The sequence below is a fragment of the Salinivibrio sp. ML198 genome, assembly GCF_001996015.1.
GTDB classification, from domain to species: domain Bacteria; phylum Pseudomonadota; class Gammaproteobacteria; order Enterobacterales; family Vibrionaceae; genus Salinivibrio; species Salinivibrio siamensis.
Genome location: NZ_MUEZ01000014.1, coordinates 1 through 17639 on the forward strand (window position 1 = coordinate 1; position 17639 = coordinate 17639).

17 protein-coding genes, 1 CRISPR repeat array and 1 riboswitch are annotated in these 17639 nt (G+C 50.2%); of the genes, 10 read left to right on the top strand and 7 right to left on the bottom strand.

Going from position 1 to position 17639, the window contains the following annotated elements; translation table 11 throughout:
- The first annotated feature begins 196 nt into the window (after positions 1–196).
- Positions 197–1064: a CRISPR direct-repeat array (repeat unit 28 nt; unit sequence TTTCTAAGCTGCCTGTGCGGCAGTGAAC).
- A gap of 215 nt (positions 1065–1279) precedes the next feature.
- A complete protein-coding gene (locus BZG25_RS10875) occupies positions 1280–1546 on the top strand; it encodes a TIGR03643 family protein (RefSeq protein WP_077577762.1) in 267 nt (88 codons plus the stop codon).
- A gap of 335 nt (positions 1547–1881) precedes the next feature.
- On the opposite strand, the gene BZG25_RS10880 is transcribed toward BZG25_RS10875, so the two are convergent.
- Together BZG25_RS10880 and BZG25_RS10885 are read right to left on the bottom strand one after the other, a co-directional pair.
- Positions 1882–3045: an amidase family protein gene (locus BZG25_RS10880; protein WP_158075447.1), complete on the bottom strand. Its 1164-nt coding sequence runs from the start codon at positions 3043–3045 to the stop codon at positions 1882–1884.
- A 194-nt stretch (positions 3046–3239) separates the two neighbouring features.
- Entirely contained in the window at positions 3240–4406 is a 1167-nt protein-coding gene (locus tag BZG25_RS10885) for a J domain-containing protein (protein WP_046073169.1), read from the bottom strand.
- 342 nt (positions 4407–4748) lie between these two features.
- Positions 4749–4842: riboswitch (glycine riboswitch) on the top strand.
- A gap of 73 nt (positions 4843–4915) precedes the next feature.
- Here BZG25_RS10885 and BZG25_RS10890 point away from each other — a divergent pair.
- Positions 4916–6334 carry a sodium:alanine symporter family protein gene (locus BZG25_RS10890; protein ID WP_077577760.1) on the top strand — a complete coding sequence of 473 codons (1419 nt, stop codon included), beginning with the start codon at positions 4916–4918 and terminating at the stop codon, positions 6332–6334.
- A 125-nt stretch (positions 6335–6459) separates the two neighbouring features.
- Here BZG25_RS10890 and BZG25_RS10895 read toward each other — a convergent pair whose 3' ends face one another.
- Entirely contained in the window at positions 6460–7134 is a 675-nt protein-coding gene (locus BZG25_RS10895; protein ID WP_231637370.1) for an HAD family hydrolase, read from the bottom strand.
- 323 nt (positions 7135–7457) lie between these two features.
- On the opposite strand from BZG25_RS10895, the gene BZG25_RS10900 reads away from it, so the two are divergent.
- The 6 genes from BZG25_RS10900 (at position 7458) to BZG25_RS10925 (ending at position 13435) form a co-directional block, all read left to right on the top strand.
- Positions 7458–8042: an FMN-dependent NADH-azoreductase gene (locus tag BZG25_RS10900; RefSeq protein ID WP_077577759.1), complete on the top strand. Its 585-nt coding sequence runs from the start codon at positions 7458–7460 to the stop codon at positions 8040–8042.
- Positions 8043–8322: 280 nt separating this feature from the next.
- Positions 8323–9744, top strand: coding sequence for an exodeoxyribonuclease I (gene sbcB, locus BZG25_RS10905; RefSeq protein WP_077577758.1), 1422 nt, complete (start codon positions 8323–8325; stop codon positions 9742–9744).
- A gap of 270 nt (positions 9745–10014) precedes the next feature.
- Entirely contained in the window at positions 10015–10518 is a 504-nt protein-coding gene (locus BZG25_RS10910; protein WP_077577757.1) for a hypothetical protein, read from the top strand.
- Between the two features lie 91 nt (positions 10519–10609).
- Complete coding sequence (locus BZG25_RS10915) at positions 10610–11344, top strand: ABC transporter substrate-binding protein (protein ID WP_077577756.1); 735 nt, start codon at positions 10610–10612, stop codon at positions 11342–11344.
- Positions 11345–11546: 202 nt separating this feature from the next.
- A complete protein-coding gene (gene cdd / locus BZG25_RS10920) occupies positions 11547–12437 on the top strand; it encodes a cytidine deaminase (RefSeq protein WP_046073163.1) in 891 nt (296 codons plus the stop codon).
- Positions 12438–12535: 98 nt separating this feature from the next.
- Positions 12536–13435, top strand: coding sequence for a DMT family transporter (locus tag BZG25_RS10925; RefSeq protein WP_198535221.1), 900 nt, complete (start codon positions 12536–12538; stop codon positions 13433–13435).
- A 124-nt stretch (positions 13436–13559) separates the two neighbouring features.
- On the opposite strand, the gene BZG25_RS10930 is transcribed toward BZG25_RS10925, so the two are convergent.
- Positions 13560–14180: a thiopurine S-methyltransferase gene (locus BZG25_RS10930; protein WP_046073162.1), complete on the bottom strand. Its 621-nt coding sequence runs from the start codon at positions 14178–14180 to the stop codon at positions 13560–13562.
- 207 nt (positions 14181–14387) lie between these two features.
- On the opposite strand from BZG25_RS10930, the gene BZG25_RS10935 reads away from it, so the two are divergent.
- Positions 14388–14786, top strand: a complete 399-nt coding sequence (locus BZG25_RS10935; RefSeq protein WP_131825382.1) for a hypothetical protein — start codon at positions 14388–14390, stop codon at positions 14784–14786.
- A gap of 35 nt (positions 14787–14821) precedes the next feature.
- Here the strand turns inward: BZG25_RS10935 and BZG25_RS10940 are convergent, their stop codons facing one another.
- A complete protein-coding gene (locus BZG25_RS10940; RefSeq protein ID WP_077639061.1) occupies positions 14822–15253 on the bottom strand; it encodes a hypothetical protein in 432 nt (143 codons plus the stop codon).
- 292 nt (positions 15254–15545) lie between these two features.
- Entirely contained in the window at positions 15546–15911 is a 366-nt protein-coding gene (locus tag BZG25_RS10945) for a hypothetical protein (protein WP_046073159.1), read from the bottom strand.
- A gap of 263 nt (positions 15912–16174) precedes the next feature.
- Here BZG25_RS10945 and BZG25_RS10950 point away from each other — a divergent pair, with 263 nt between their 5' ends.
- On the top strand, positions 16175–16861 hold the full coding sequence (locus BZG25_RS10950; RefSeq protein WP_046073158.1) for a DUF2982 domain-containing protein: 687 nt from the start codon (positions 16175–16177) through the stop codon (positions 16859–16861).
- Positions 16862–16916: 55 nt separating this feature from the next.
- Here BZG25_RS10950 and BZG25_RS10955 read toward each other — a convergent pair whose 3' ends face one another.
- On the bottom strand, positions 16917–17561 hold the full coding sequence (locus BZG25_RS10955; protein WP_077639062.1) for an MBL fold metallo-hydrolase: 645 nt from the start codon (positions 17559–17561) through the stop codon (positions 16917–16919).
- Positions 17562–17639: the final 78 nt, after the last annotated feature.

Genomic DNA, 17639 nt, shown 5'->3' on the forward strand with positions numbered 1-17639 from the left:
CTCCTATCCAACATAGTGCTGGGGCTTGTGTCACCTACGCTGCCTGTGCGTAGGTCGGACAAGCGCCAGTGCAATGTCAGCCATCTATTATCCAAGCGGACTGCGCGCCTCCGACATCGGCGCCAACGATTAACCTCGATCGTGATAGGCGCCCGTTAGCAATGTCCCCTATCCAACATAGTGCTGGGGCTTGTGTCACCTACGCTGCCTGTGCGGCAGTGAACTTGGAGTACTACAAGCAAAACAACTACGCCAATTTCTAAGCTGCCTGTGCGGCAGTGAACCATGAACAATGTCATATTGAGCAAGCGCAAACTTTCTAAGCTGCCTGTGCGGCAGTGAACGCTAAATGGAAAACACCCGGATGATTGCATCGTTTCTAAGCTGCCTGTGCGGCAGTGAACCATGTACGGCTGGCGCGAGCCGGTCGCCGCTTTTTCTAAGCTGCCTGTGCGGCAGTGAACCATATCTTGACGCGTCACCATTGTCTGCGTCTTTTCTAAGCTGCCTGTGCGGCAGTGAACGGCCGGAAGCGGTGGCCAGGTCGACAACGCCATTTCTAAGCTGCCTGTGCGGCAGTGAACATCGAGCAAACGAGTTACTTTCTCTAACTATATTTCTAAGCTGCCTGTGCGGCAGTGAACTACCAACCGAGTAAAAATACACTGATTGTCTATTTCTAAGCTGCCTGTGCGGCAGTGAACATGTCCAGCTACTACACGACACTGAGGCTCACTTTCTAAGCTGCCTGTGCGGCAGTGAACGTTTGTTTCCTGACGTGCACAGTAGGGGGAGGTTTCTAAGCTGCCTGTGCGGCAGTGAACATCAACGACGACATATTCGTATTTTGACGCTATTTCTAAGCTGCCTGTGCGGCAGTGAACACGCGGGGCAGATGGTCCAGAAAATGGCGAAATTTCTAAGCTGCCTGTGCGGCAGTGAACATCGACCCGATTGTCGCAGGCAAAGTGCGCAATTTCTAAGCTGCCTGTGCGGCAGTGAACTCGGCGCCAGGGCCGAGGATGCCTTTCAGCGATTTCTAAGCTGCCTGTGCGGCAGTGAACAATAGAATAACGTAATAATAGCTCGGAACAACAGGCCGTTAGGATAAAAATGGCCTTTTACCCTTGTTTAAAATGGCCTTTCTTAACTAGCTGTATTTATTGTTTATTTTTAAAAAGTCAAAAAATAAGGGTCATAAGGGGTTTAGGCATCCCCACTTATTGATCCGCGTTGCTCAACGTATACGTAATTATTAGTCCAATGCGAGGAGGAGACTATGCGACTGACTGAGCCTGGTGACTTAGACCGGATCATTGAAATGGCGTGGGAAGATAGGACCCCGTTTGAGGCGATTGAAGCACTCTATGGGCTACGCCAAGATGATGTGATTGCTTTAATGCGACGTGAATTAAAACCGCGTAGTTTCAAAGTATGGCGTACGCGTACACGTGGTCGCAAAACCAAGCACACAGCCCTGCGTTCCAGGAGCGTGGTGCGTAGCCATTGTAAGACACAATACAAGTTTAAAGCCGCCAAAAAGTGACCATATTGACGATAAGTGACAGCATCACCGCATCGGAATATGGGCGAATACAGTCTCTACGCGGTGTTAAACCAAAGTGACAGCCAATTTGTCACTTTCTTGTAACACTCACCCACCCCGTCCCAAGCTCAACAGGCCCATACTATAATCTTTATTTTCAATAATTTACCAAGTTAAACACCGACTAATCCAACCGGTTATCCACAGTTTCTGTTGATAGTAAACGCGGAACGATAAACTTATTTTTTATTTTATTATCAGAACTTTAAACACAAAAAACGGTTTTTTATAGAAAATTCTTGACGGCTGGGCGGATAAAGGTGCAATCCATACGGTTAATCGAGCCAACGGCGTGCTACTTCCATCAATAACTTATCTTTAAAAGGGTGAGCCAATAATGTCACGCCATAAGGTGTGTTTTGATGCTCAAATAACGGGATAGTGAGCTGGGGTAAGCCACATACATCCGCCAGCGCCATGAGTCGTCGCTGGGATAAATTAAACGCATCACCGTCTGATGCATCCGCATCACGAGGTAAAATGGCGCCCGGTGTGGATGGGATCAGTAATACCTTATCGCTTGGCCACATGGCACAAACGGTATCTCTCAACTGCTTGCGGGTTTTCTTCGCCTGATAATGCGCTTTGTAGTCGACAGCTTGTAAGCGGTCTAAATACTGTTGCGTTGAGGTGGGCAAATCAAGCTTGGCCTGTTTCAACCATGCGCCGTACATCAACAGAAACTCTTGGCTGGCAATTGACACCTGCGCATTTTCAAGCCGCGACAGCACCAGTTTGTTCATGGTCAACGTCGACTCTTGCGGTAAGCTTAAATGCTCAAGGTGCTGGTAGACCTGCGCCATCGCTTCATCGCTGTAGAATAACGCAAAAACCGCCTCGGCGATGACCACGCCTTGGATATTCGTCACGGCGGAGGACGGCTTGGCCACCAACTCTTGGAACTGACTTAGCGGGCCAAGTGCCGCGCTGCACACACCTACATTATCAAAGGTTTCTGCGACAGAGATGATCCCCTGGGTATCGATAAGGCTTGGCGTGGGACGATATCCGAACAGTCCACAGTGTGCAGCAGGGATCCGTACGCCGCCAAATGCATCGTTACCAATGCCCAAATCCGCCAGCTTTTTTGCCACCGCCACTGCGATACCTGCGTTTGCCCCTCCGACGCGGTATTGGCGGAAGTGAGGGTTGCGAAGCTCCGCATAAAACGGATTAAAACCGGTAATACTGAAGCCTAAAGGATCCATTTGCAGCTGCCCAATCAAGCTGGCGCCCTGGGCCATCATGGTTTTGACAACCGCAGCGTCTTGGCTGGCGGCGGTGCGTCCCTCAGACCATGAGGGGATCCCGATACCAGCGACATGTTCCTCAACAGACACCGAGTGGGAAACTGCCAGTTTATAACGCCGAAATACCCCATTTAGGCTGTCTTGACGTGGTGGATCGAACGGGTGCGCAAACATCGCTTGATCGAGCATGTACACAGGCCTCATCAGTCACGCTTATTACTTATTGATCAGTGTAATACATGTGCGTGAAATCAGACGCTATTTCACGGTTTTCCGCTCTGATATCTTGAGCGTGTCCACTCGCGGTCTGCGATCTCGCTATCGATTTCCGTGCGAGGCAATGATTAAAGCGATGTGAGATGCGTGCCTAGTCACGATATTGTTTATAAGTTTACCGCGGTTAAACCTGGTACTTGTCGACAGGATTGTTCAAAAGCGCTGAGTTTGGGCGCCAAGTCAGCACTAACGAAGGTGTGTTCGAGTATTTGTACCTTACGTGCCAACTGCCAACTATCCACCGACGCCCCCTGCCCGTAAGGAATGGCATAAACATGAAAGTGCTGACGCTGTGCTACGTAATCCAAGTTTGGTGGCACACGAAGCGGCTGATAGCCCTGATTAAGGTAGATATAAAACTCGCCCATACAATTCGCGACCACATATGACCCCTGCTCACTGCGTAAGGCCAAGTAAGGCCGTGCGGTCTCTGCATATTGATTGATGTGCCACTGATTCGCGTCAGGGTTAAGCTGAATCATAGGGGCAACGGGTATCGCTGGTGCAGGCGCCGCCTGAGGCTGAGGCTCATTATTCGCTTGCGTGGGCTGAGACTCTGAGGGCGCTGGGTCGATAATACGTACACGTTGTGCGGTCTGGTCCTGATCTTGCCCCCAAAAGCGGTCAACCCATTGCTGCCATTGGCCCAATGGGCTTATCAGCAGCGCCATCATGGCCCAAGACACAAGCACCCAGCGCCAAGATAAACCAGGTTTGGCTGGCTTTAATGTCACTGGTGTCGCTTTGCGAGTGAGATCAGTTTCCAATTGCTCTGCGCGCGATAGCGCTTCTTTTAACTCACGGTTCACCTGTACCAGGTCTTTTTTACGTTGGTCCTGCTCGCGCTGTAACGCGTGATGCTGAGATTCCAATGAGTGATGCTGTCGCTCAAGCTTTTGGTATTGCTCGCGCCATTGGCGATTATCAAATTCGAGTTTGGCAATTTTGGCTGTCAAGTGTGCGGGGATTTGAGTATTGGCTTGGCGAGACTTCAATGTCCGATTTTCTTGTTGTAGCGCCGCCAGTTCTTTTTGTAGATGCGCAATTTGGCTACGCAATGCTGCCTGACTGGCACCACTTAGCGACTGACCCAGCGCACTGCCCTCGCCTTTACCTGACTTAACCGCTTGATAGGCTTCACTGACCAGCTGCATTAGCCCCGTACTGCCTCCTTTATCTGGATGTACGCGGCTAGAAAGTCGCTTATAGCGCTGTTTTATTTGCTCGGCATTGTCGCCAGCGTTCACGCCTAAAAGTTCGTTCCACGTGGTCATGCTGCTGCTCGTTATCCTACTCGTTGCCTGTCCAGATTAGCCAATTTATCGGCCAATGTGGGAAAAAATTAACCCCTTTCATCTTGTTTTCAAGTTAACAAACTCGGCGAAGGCATGCGTCGACATCTCTGTTGTTAGAAAGAAATACTAAAAGTTTGTGTTTTTTGCCATTAAGAAAGAATTATTCCCCATTCACTGATTTTTGCATTGCATTCATATTTCTGTGATCTATCATACTTTCCGTCATGACGACGTTCCGATGAAGACAGCAGGAGAGAGGTGGCTGACGCCATCCGCCGAAGAAGTAAATCTTTCAGGCACTTAATTGTATGGACTGCTGTTGGAGGAGACTCTGGAGAGACCCGTTAGTTCGGGCGCCGAAGGAGCAAGCTTGTTTTCAAGTGAAACTCTCAGGCAAAAGGACAGAGGAGATACCCACCCCAATATGTAGCACTTTTGTTAATATTAGTGTGGTCTATCTCCTCCTTTGATGTTTAAAGGGGGAATGAATGCCATTTTTTTCGCAACTACCAGATATACAAACACTTCTAGCCACCATTGACGACTGGATATGGGGGCCACCGCTTCTTTTGCTACTCACCGGTACGGGGCTCTTTTTTACAGTACGGTTAGGGCTACTCCAACTCCGTCGCCTGCCGTTTGCGCTCAAGCAAATCTTTAAGCCGTCGAACGCCAAAACCCAAGGGGATGTTTCAGGGTTTGCGGCACTGTGTACAGCCTTATCCGCAACCATAGGTACCGGAAATATCATCGGCGTGGCCACCGCCATTTCTCTTGGGGGCCCAGGGGCACTGTTTTGGATGTGGCTCGCCGCCTTTTTGGGCATGGCGACTAAGTACGCCGAGTGTCTACTCGCGGTGAAATACCGTGAGGTCGACCATAAAGGCAACATGCTTGGTGGCCCCATGATGTACCTTTCTAAAGGTGCCGGTAAACCCATTCTCGCCAAGCTCTTTGCTTTATTTGGACTGGGAGTGGCATGCTTTGGCATAGGCACCTTCCCACAAGTGAACGCGATTAGCAGCGCGGCGACCCACTTATTTAATATCCCAACAGCCGTTGTTGCAGCCCTGTTAACCGTGCTCGTCGCCTCAGTCACCTTGGGTGGCGTCAAATCCATTTCCGCCGTCGCCGCCAAAATTGTGCCTGTTATGGCAGTGCTTTATGTAAGCGCGTGCTTATGGGTCCTCGTGGCAAACGCCGCACAACTACCACAAGCAGTCAGCCTGGTGTTTGAATCTGCTTTCAACGGCATGGCCGCAACCGGAGGCTTTGCGGGTGCCGGCATGATGCTTGCGATTCAATCGGGTATTGCACGTGGGGTATTCTCTAACGAATCAGGCCTCGGGAGTGCGCCCATCGCCGCGGCCGCAGCAAAAACGGACTCCTGTGTTGAGCAAGGCTTAGTATCAATGACTGGCACCTTTATCGATACGCTGGTGATTTGTACCATGACAGGACTGACCTTGATCCTAACGCAATCTTGGTCTGGGGAGCTCGCAGGCGCCGCCATGACCTCACATGCGTTTGCGGTAGGGATGGAAAGCAGTGTTGGTCCGGTGCTGGTCAACATTGGCCTACTGTTTTTTGCCTTCACCACCATTTTAGGTTGGCACTATTACGGCGAGCGCTGCGTCGCGTACCTGTTTGGCAAAAAAGCCATTTATATCTATAAGCTATTCTTTATCGGCTTAATTGCATCCGGTGCCTTTATTCAATTGAATACGATTTGGATACTGGCCGATATCGTCAACGGCTTAATGGCGATTCCTAACTTGATTGGTTTATTGCTGCTGCGCAAGGTGGTCATTGCGGAAACCCAAGCTTACTTTGCCACACTAGACAACCGGACTCGCGCAACCAATGTAACGAGCCAAGAAAACAACGCCGTTGTTGATGCACAGTGAAAGTGATTAGCGACTCGCTAAGAAGTTGAACAGCGGATAAAAAAGCCGACGTGTCGACGCGTCGGCTTTTCTTTTCTGCTCATTGTTCGCGTTCACGCATTGCATCGCGTTTACGCATAAAACGATTAGGCGTATTGACGCTGCGCTTCATCAATACCCAGTTTGCCTAAAATCGCACGCGGGTTGACAAAATTGCTCACGCTTACGTCGTGCTCGACTTTATCGCCCACGGCGACAAATTCGTAGTTTAGCGACTGTGTGGCTTGTTTATCCCACACCCCATCACCAAAATAAATGCGCCGCTCAAAATGGACACCGTAATCTTGTTTGGCACGGAACGCAGCCAATGCCATCACTTCGCTACGACTCATCGCATCTGAACACGAAGAAAAAACAATACCGTCAATATTAAAACCAGCGGCTTTAAGCTTCATCCGTGCGGTCTCTTCCCAGCCTCCTGTTGCTATCGCCAAGGCAACGGTCGGCATATGACGCATCTCATCAATAAATGCTACCGCACCTGGCAACGGCTTTAATCCGTGGTTAGCAATTGCGCTGGCCAGTTTATGCGTAAACACGCGCTTAATTTCTCGAAACAACATGATCTTTTCGCGCTGAAGATCATGACTATCAATCAGCTCTTCAATGATCCCCGCATCGGTGACATTGGTGTAGCCACCCCAATCATCCGGCACCGTTAAACCGGTGACTTCATAAACAGCTTGACTAAAACACTCGTGGTCCATTTGGCAGCTATCGACCAGCGTGCCATCCACGTCTAACATAAATAAATTTTTCACGCGCATTTCCTCAAACCCCGTTGCGTCCCACAAGCGACCGACTTGTGATTTGATCTGGCGCTTTGCCGTTCTTTGTCTTGGATCCCTAGCCAACACAACGGGCATTATAACATTATTTTTACATTTTGAACGACTATCGGCCGCTATCATACGCCCATGCTCACGCAGCGCAACTGACCACGCCACGTGCAGCGACATCAACAAAAATTTTGAACAAGTTTAACGAATCTGTACGCTGGTGTTCATTGTGAAAGTCTCTAGACTACATCGAGTCAACAAAACAACCTCATGGGCAAAACGCCATAAACTGTAAGGAGAGACGCATGAAAGCGCTGGTACTGAAATCAAGTATTCTTGGCCCCTACTCGAGCTCAAACGCTGTGATTAACAGTGTGGTGGATGAGCTGTCTCCAGACACGCTGATTGAGCGCGATCTTGCTTCTACCCCATTGCCGATTCTCACTGGGGACAATGTAGGCGGCCTACGCGGTACAGGTGAACTCACTGATGCCCAGCAGCACGTGCAGCAAGCTTCAGATCAGTTGATTGAAGAAGTTCAGCAAAGCGATACCCTAGTGATTGCTGCGCCTATGTACAACTTCACTATCCCCGTGCAACTCAAAGCTTGGATTGATCTCGTTGCCCGTGCGGGGGTGACTTTCCGTTACACTGAAAATGGTCCCGAAGGTCTACTGAAAGGCAAGCGTGCCATTGTGGTCACCACACGCGGTGGGATGCACAAAGGGGGCACGACCGACCATATCACGGGTTACATGCAGACCGTACTTGGCTTTATTGGGATCACCGACGTCGAGTTTGTTTACGCCGAGGGGCTGGCAATGGGCGAAGACACTGCAAGCCAAGCCATTGATGAGGCCAAGCAAACACTGAAACGCTTAGCGTCTTAGCGTCTTAGCGTCTTAGCGTCTTAGCGGCGGATAACGCATGCTTTTGAGTGTTCGCGCGACGTGAACGAACCGACCTTTCCACCTGCCTTATCACGATAGCCTGCCTGCGTGCAGGCTCTCATTATCGATCTTCACTGCTGACTGCCTGTTTTTATACGCATCAGCGCTTCAATATTGCGCCGGTTAGCTCAGGATTGGTGATACGCGATGCCAGTGTTACCATACTGGTTTATCGCAGGATTTTGCGCCTGCTTTCTTATTGACCAAGTTGGATTCGATTGTGACAGACGCCGACCAGCCAAGCTTTTTTTTCTACGACTTTGAAACATTCGGCACCCATCCAGGTAAAGACAGACCTTGCCAATTTGCTGGCGTTCGTACCGACAGTGACTTTAATGTCATCGGTGAACCCTTAGTCCTGTACTGCCAACCACCCAATGACTACTTACCGGCTCCGGAAGCCTGTTTGGTCACCGGGATTACACCGCAGCTGGCACTGAAAAAAGGCTTATCCGAGCCGGAGTTCATCGCGCAGATCCATACAGCCTTCTCGCAACCCAATACCTGCATTGTCGGGTATAACAACGTGCGCTTTGATGATGAAGTCACGCGCTACACGCTGTACCGCAACTTTTTTGACCCATACGGATGGAGTTGGCAAAACGGTAATTCGCGCTGGGATTTGCTCGATGTAATGCGCGCCTGCTACGCACTGCGTCCGGATGGTATTGAATGGCCCCACGATGACAACGGTAAACCCAGCTTTAAACTAGAAAACCTTTCTGTTGCCAATGGTATAGAACATAGCGACGCACACGATGCGATGGCGGATGTGCACGCGACCATAGAGCTGGCGAAAAAGGTTAAGGCGGCACAGCCACGGCTATTTGATTATTTGTTAAAACATCGGAATAAAAACAAAATCAAGCACCTGATCGATGTGGTGAATATGACGCCTCTCGTGCATGTCTCTGGCATGTTCGGCACCGAGCGAGGCAACACCAGCTGGATTGTGCCCGTTGTTTGGCATCCTGATAACCCCAATGCCGTGATTACTGTCGATCTGGCCCGTGACCCGGCCCCTTTGTTTGAATTGGACGCTGATACGTTACGCGAGCGCCTGTATACCCCGCACCACGACCTCACGGAAGGACAGTTACCGGCACCACTTAAACTGGTGCATATCAATAAATGCCCCGTTCTCGCCGATGCAAAAACATTACGACCAGAGGATGCTGCCCGACTCGGTGTGGATCGCGAAGCGTGCTTACAACACCTAAAAGCATTGAAAGCCGCGCCAGAATTACGCGAAAAGCTCGTTGCCGTGTTTGCCGATGCCAAGCCTTTCAACGATCAGGACGTGGATACGGCCCTGTATGCGGGCTTTTTCTCGAAAAGCGACCGCAGTGCGATGGACATCATCCGTGCACGCGATCCTGAGAATCTTGCAGCCCTGGATCTCAGTGTTGATGACTGGCGCATTAAGCCGCTGTTATTCCGTTATCGCGCGCGCAATTACCCATGGACGCTCACCGAAGCCGAGCAGCAAAAATGGTTTATGCATCGACGTGATTACTTTGAAACACACCTTCCTGCTTATATGGATAACTTGCAGCATCTCGCTGAACAGCACCAAGCTGAGGAGGATAAAGTTCGCGTTTTAAAAGCGATTTACCACTATGTGGAATCACTGGTTGGCTAACACTGGCACGGTTGCTAAAGACGCATCGCGAATACACCGTCCGGTCAGTAAGGCGACCGACCATCACTCCGACCTTAGTCTACCTATCAGGTAGCGGTGGTGGACAGGTTTGGTCGCCTTTTGTTTTTAACGTCATGTTTTTTAAGTTATTAACTAGCAATGCTGACACACTGCCCACTTTGTCCTACCAAAAAAAAGATAGCTTGACCAGTTGCAGTTCTGTGATTTGAGTCCACACTTTTAAAAAGGATGTTGTTTGGAGTGTGGGCAATGATGACAACAAAAGTAGATACGCGCTGTTACCGCTTTCCCGAGGTTGATTTTGAACCAGAAAGCCGTACGTTATATTGGGCCGATGACACGATCACGGTTCTCTCTTACGAAGAGTCTCGTTTACTCGAGATGCTTTGCTACTATGCCGGAGAGGTACTCTCTAGCCGCACCTTATTCAAACAAGTGGCCTTGCCCGACAGCTCATTTGCCCAGCATCAAAGTGTGGTGACATCATTAATGGCCAAATCCTACCGCAACGGCAAAAAGTGCCTTCCCTTTGAGGTAGTCGGTGAATTTGGTTTTCGTGTGTCGCTTCCGCAGCAAACACTTGCCAAGCGTCCAGGACGAGCAGCAAACGCTGCATCACAGACGCCTCCACCGTCTTTAACGCACTCAACGACCATTGAAGAGTCGTCGTTTAGTATCGCTAAACCACTCACGATCCTGGTCACGGCAGCGGCGGTCATTATTGGCATGACAGCATTATTGACTCAAGCTTAGCGTGTTTGATGCCCGTGGTGCGCCACGGGCGTGTCGTGTTAGGTCGTCGTTTTTGCTTTGTCCATCGGCTTTAAAATCTGAGAGAGAGATAATGCCACGCCGCTATTTACCGCTTCTGTTGTTTATCACGCTGCTCAGCCTCTCCACCCCTACCCGAGCCACCATTGAACAAACCTATGTCGCACACCTTGGCGAACTACCTGGCTTGATCAATTTGGACGGTAGCGGCGCGTTTGTCGATTTCGTCCGCTACCTTGATGCGCAAGACCCTAGCACCAAGATTATTATCGAGGTTTTCCCTATTCATCGCGCGATAAACAGTGTCGCACAAGGGCGAGCCGACTTTGGTTTACCCGCGGTGCGTCCGACGCGGGAAGTGTTCACCTTGCCTTTCGACTTTAGCGAGGTGTCATTTGGCCAGGTCACGCATGTCCTTTACACCAATAAAGCGCTCCCGCTCTCGGTCAAAGCGCTGTGGGCAACCCCCTCACGCTATACCATTGAAGCCGTCCCCTACTATATGCCTTTTAAGGTGCAACGCTCGCACAGTATTAAACAATCTTTGTTGCGCTTGGCCGCGGGGAGAATTGATGGTTTCGTTTGGGCGCAAGAGGAAGCTGACATGGCACTTAAAGAGCTAGGTTTAACCATGATCAAACGCGCACACTTTGCTGACTTCCACGATGTCTTCATCATTCCTAAAGGCGAAGCGGGCCGAGAAATCGATGCGTATCTCACACGACTGATTACTCGCTTGCGTGACCAGGGCGATCTCACGCGTGAGTATCGTAAGGTACATCGCCCCTATGTCGATTGGCAGCCATAATGCATCAACCGTCTTTCGGCTCGCGGACGTGTCTGCCTACGCACGTCGTCATGATGGCCACATTAAGAGGCATAAAAATATTGATGTCACTCTAACTTTCAGCAACAAATCCGCTCTTGCAAAACATGCGTGACATTACTCACACAATTATTGAAAAGGCTTCTCTACACTGTCCTCCCGTTAACGATAAAGAAGAGATGCTATGCGAACCGCACTAACTGACGCACTGACACAATTACCCGACGCCCTACAAAGCGTTGTCTCTGATTGGATAAATGACGCAAACTTTGGTGCTACCTTCACACCAGAGCAGGTGGCGCAGATGGAATCCGCCAGTGGCCTTAACGGCGCCGCACTGCGTCTTGCTTTATTGCCTTTGGCGGCGGCCTATGCGGTTACCCCCATTTCTCAGTTTAATGTTGGTGCTATTGTCCGTGATGAAAGTGGCACCCTGTATTTAGGCGCAAACATTGAATTCACCGGGGTGCAGCTAGGGCAGACAGTGCATGCCGAGCAATGCGCTATCAGCCATGCTTGGACAAAAGGGGCAAAACGCCTCACCGATATTACGATCAATTACAGCCCATGTGGTCACTGTCGGCAGTTCATGAATGAGCTCAATGGCGCTGAGTCCTTGATCATCCAGCTGCCACAATCCGATCCGAAAGATTTGCACACCTATCTACCCGAGCCGTTTGGTCCTGCCGATTTGGGGATTGACTCTCGTTTATTGACTGACGAGTCCAATCAATTATCAACGGATGATATCGATATCCCATTGCTAAAAGCCGCCGCTGACGCCGCTAACCGCAGTCACGCGCCCTACTCAGGTAACTATAGCGGGGCAGCGGTTGAAACCAATGATGGCGAATTTTTCTCTGGCATGTATGCCGAGAACGCGGCTTTTAACCCAAGTCTTCCGCCTCTTCAGGTTGCATTAATTGCGGTCAATATGGCGGGCTACCATTGGACAGACATTCGCTCTGTTGCGCTGGCCGAAATGGCAACGAGTACAGTCAGTCACCTAGCCGATACCCAGGCAACACTGGATGCCATTGACCCAGATATTCCCTTAGTGTATTCAACCCGCTAAGCGCGCTCCTTATTTGTCCGGCCCTCAGGGGATTTCAGGTCGCCCTGAGGTCGGATTTGCGCTACTATCCGTGCGTCTTTTTTCGGATAGTCACGGCAATGAAACAGATTCATAATCCACTCCAAGGTGCGGCCTGGATGCTGACCGCAGGCCTGTGTTTTGCCCTCGTTAACAGCCTGTCTCAGTACGTTAGTTTTAAAATGGGCTTACCCTCTACCACGGTTGCCTTCATTCAATACGCCATCGCCTTGGTTGCGATGATCCCCTGGTTGAAGCAACTCGGGATCCGTCAAGCACTCAAAACCCAACACCTTGGTCAGCATTGTCTGCGGGTGTTTATCTCCGTGATTGGCATTCAACTGTGGCTGTGGGCGCTGGCCTACCCAGTGCCCATTTGGCAAGGGATTGCGCTATTAATGACCTCACCGCTATTCGCAACGGTAGGCTCTGGGCTGTTTTTACGAGAGCGAGTGGGGATCGCGCGCGGTCTTGCGACGCTCGCTGGGTTTTGCGGCGCCATGATTATCCTCGAGCCTTGGTCAAATGCGTTCACTTGGGCAACGTTATTGCCTGTTGGTGCGGCGTTTTTCTGGGCCACCTACTCGCTGATGGTGAAACGTTTATCCGCTTATGACCCTCCCACCACCATGGTGGTATATCTACTTTTGTTGATCACGCCCTTTAATTTGCTACTCGCCGTGCCTGATTGGACGCTCCCTCAGACATCCACTGCTTGGTGGATGTTATTTGGCGCCGGCATACTGACGGCCCTCGCACAGTGGGCCATTGCCAAGGCATATGCTGTTTCCGATGCCTCTTTTGTGCAGCCTTTTGATCACGCTAAACTCCCTCTTAACGTCCTCTTTGGTTGGCTGGTGTTTAGTTGGGTTCCACCCGGCCGACTGTGGTTAGGGGCAGGTATTATTATTGCAGCGGTCTTTTTTATTACTCACTGGGAATCACGCCAATACACGCAGGCACAAAATAAGCTCGCATAGTCGGTTTGCCAGTTTCTACGCTTTCTTGCCCACTAAGACGGCTGCTTACGCCGTCAAAGAGCGTGCGACGTCAAAGAAAAGGGGCCGTCATGGCCCCTTGACACATTCTCACCCACATCGGCCACTACGACGCCGCTGCTTTGATTAACCACACTTGTTCACCACGCTCGCCGTCGGGTTCCGTGTGTGTCTCGAGCAAACTGATGTCTAAGCCTTGGAACGCCTCTTCTACCACCGACGCATCAATGGAAAATGGCGGCGTGTCATCCGTTTGCGGATAAAATAAGGTAATCAGCAGCAAACGCCCTCCAGGTGCCAGCAAGGTTCGAATATGGCTGACATACTGCGCGCGCATAGCAGGCGGCATGGCCACCAAGGCGGCGCGATCATAAATCAATGGCATAGGACTCAGGCGCGCGGTAAAGAAATCGCCATTGATCAGCTCCAGTTCATCAAAACAATAGTGCATATGCCCTGACGGTGCGCGATAAACCTGAGGGGTATATAAGTTTTCCGAGAAAAAGGCACGCACTGCGATCTCACTAAGCTCGACGCCAATAACATGCTGATGTTTTTCAGCAAGCCAGTTGAGATCGATCGACTTTCCGCAAAGGGGCACCAAAACCGTTTCGTCACTTTGTGGGGCCAGTGATGACCAGTGGCGGATAAGCATCGGGTGTACCGTATCGCGATGAAAGCCTATTTGGTTTTCAGCCCAGCGCTGATGCCAGAACGCTTGTTCCATGCTCTCTCCAACGTGATGAAAACGGTGATTTTAGCAAGTTATTTCCCCAAACTCACTAACGTCGAGACTCAGGCGCGTTAGACGCTATTATCGATCTTGATCACAAACTAGCCACTAAGTGACTTGCGAGTGACGCCACAAAACATTACTGTTTAAGCATACAGTATTGATTATATATACAGGTTTTTTATGTACGTGACGTCTAATGTGTCAAATCAAGCTAAGGTTCAGTCTCCCGCGCGTGTCACGCCATCATCTTGCTATCATGCTGCTTTTACCGCCGCCACACAGGTAAACGCACACTGGCAAGCGACCTTACGCGCGATTGCACTGCAAGCACGCCAGCCCAAGTGGGTCACGATCATTAATCCACCTCGCGCTTTAAATGCGGCACAGCTTAGCCTCTGGGGCATTAATGCGAATCAGGTACGCGTGGTCCATCGCCAAGCAGGGTACGATGATGAAGCGCTTATTGATGCGGCGTTAGCGGCTGACACCTCATGTGCCATTATCGCCTTTACCCCAACAGACAAGCCGTTCAATTACTGTGAGCAAAACAAACAAGGGATCGCGCGCGTCGATCCCGCCTTTATTCAGCGTCATTAATTCACGCAGCATCAATAAGTTGGGAGCATGGCTGGTTAGGATTGAGGATTAAGACCTGAGGATAGCGTTAGGCGAACCCATTCACGGTTCTCATTGCTGTACTCAATTTGCGCATCGGTTTGCTGGCTAATCGCCTCCATTTGTCGATATTCAAGGGCATAAGGCATTAAAATCGTTAGCTCTTCAATGCCTTGTTGACGCGCAAGACGTGCCAGCTGCACCAAATTGGCCGTATCGGTGTTACGCACCGACATCACGCGAGTGGCTTGCTGGTATAGCTGCTCTTGTGCAGAAAGCGGAGACGCTCCATCACTGGCTTGGTGTTCAAGCACAGTCGTAAAGATGGGTAATAAACTGCGAAAAATATCGGTAAACGTCCAGTTTGGTTGCTGACTCTCACATAAAAAGTGGGTGTAGTCGAAAACGACTTCTGTGGACGCTTTCAGCTGGGTTGACAGCACATCCATGGCTTACCTCCAGACAGAAAATGAAATAGACACTCCCACTATAGGCAGTTTTAAACGTATGTCTGGAAGATCGTACAGTATTTTGCGCTTGATCATGCTTTAGCTAAGGGAATGCGCAATAAAGACAAACTTTATTAACACAATAAAAACAAATGGTTGATAATAGAAAAGTTTGTTTACCCTAGCATCACAATGCGGGGAGAAAATCAGACAAGAATATTGGTGAGTCGAGTGAACATCCGCTTACGTATCAAATACCATCATCAAACACGTAAGCGGATGCGCAAAGGGATCAACAAGCTTTGTAAATCACCTTGTTGGCGGCGACTTGAACGCGCTCAACGGCGCCTTCTTCAGTCAATTTTTTCAATGCACCTGTCGCCCAAGAAGCCGCTTTCGTGTCTTCTTGACCAGCCGCAAGGCCAATCCCTTTTGGATTAATGCCGTCAGGGTTTGCTTGAACAATCTCGAGTACTTGTTGTTGCTTTGGCGTCAATGAAGAGGCTGAGCTCGCCACCGGTGCCTTAGCGGCTGGTTTTGCTGCTGGTTTCGCAGCGGCAACCGGTTTTGATTTAACCGGACGCTGACGTGCTGGCGATGATGCCTTAACACGTTTGTTGAGTTTAAGTTGTACCTTACGCTTGTGAGAGATTTTCATTCAATCATCCTACTCCGACGCACTACGTTCAGGCTTGCTGAATGCAGCGGGTGAAAAACAAAGCGCGTGTTATACCAAATTTCCAGCCACTTTTGTAGGTAACCGCCCCCTAATAGGCGCAAAGATCGTGATATTCAGCGATAAATGTTTACCAATCCAGTGATTCTTAGGCAAACTAATCAGACACTATGCGCGTATGTTTAACGGGTAATTTGTAAAAAAGACGGGGCGGTTTTGCCACCTCTTGCGAAGAATGGATGATCATGGATGCTTTAAAGACGATCAAAATCTATCCTCCTCAATTTGAAGCGGCGCGCTGGAGCATGTTAGCCGCCATGGCGGTGGCGTTTCTTTTGATCTGCTTTTTCCTCGTCCAACCGACGCTCTCGCTTGGCCAGGGCTTATTGGGCTTGGCGGCCATAATTGCCATTTTTTATGCCGTTAACCAGTTGCTTCAACGTGTTCAGCTCTCTTTTTCATTGTCATTTATGCACTTACAGCACCATAGTTTTCGTGGTGGCTGGGCGCTTAAGTGGCGAAACATTGAAGCCATTGGCATCCCGCACCTCCACCGGCAAGGGTTAGGTGAACCGCTTCCATGGGTTGGAATAAAAATTAAGCGTTACGATGCGCTCTTAGACAGTATCAGCTTGCGAATGGTGACCCACATTATTATGACGCAACGCGCGTTACTCATCACTGCGTATCGGCGTGGAGACCATAAACCCAGTAAACCGCTAGAAGACATGATGTTTGATGACACGCCGTATCGGGGAAGCAACGGCGTGCTATACAAAGGATTGATGGCCATGCTGGCAAACCGTATGCGCTATACCAGAGAGTTACTCGGGTACGATTTGTTTGTCAGCGAAGACTTGCTCGATAGGCCCCTCGAGGACTTTGTTGGTGTCGCCCGGCGCTATTTGGCCGCTGCCAGCGGTGATGATTAAAGACCCGCCTTTAGCATCAGATAGCAGCAAAAGGCCGGCTGTTCTCAACGGTAGGTTAGAACGCTCCCGTTAAAAAGGGGTTCGTTTTCCGCTCGTGACCCAAGGTCGATGTAGGGCCATGACCAGGGATAAAGGTCACATCATCCCCAACCGGCAGCAAGGTGTGTTTGATGGCGTTGATCAAGGTGGCGTGATCCCCTTTGGGAAAATCAGTTCGCCCGATACCACCGTTAAACAGCACATCTCCTACCCAAGCGGTTCGCCCTTCCAAATCGACAAACACAATGTGGCCAGGGGTATGTCCAGGGGCAAACAACACCGAGAGCGTACTATTGCCCACGGATACGGTATCACCTTGTTGTAGCCACTGATCAGGGTCAAACGGCTCAGCGTGCGCGAAACCAAACATTTGGGCTTGTGCCGGCAACGCTTGTAGCCAGAAAGCATCTTCCTTGTGCGGTCCCACCACAGGGACATTCAACGCGCTAGCAAGCTCAACAGTGCCGCCAACATGATCTAAATGGCCATGCGTTAGGAGGATTTTCGTCACCGTCACTTCGAGCGAATGAATGACTTGGCGAATTTTAGCAACATCCCCACCGGGATCCACGACAGCCGCCTGTTGCGTTTGGTCGCACCAAATAATGGAGCAATTTTGCTGAAATGCCGTGACTGGCACAATTTCATAATGCAACGCCATGGAGTTAACCTTCTCTTTGTCTGTTCAGCGACGCAATAACACGTAATCCGTGACACGCCCTCAGGTTTTGAATCGTCA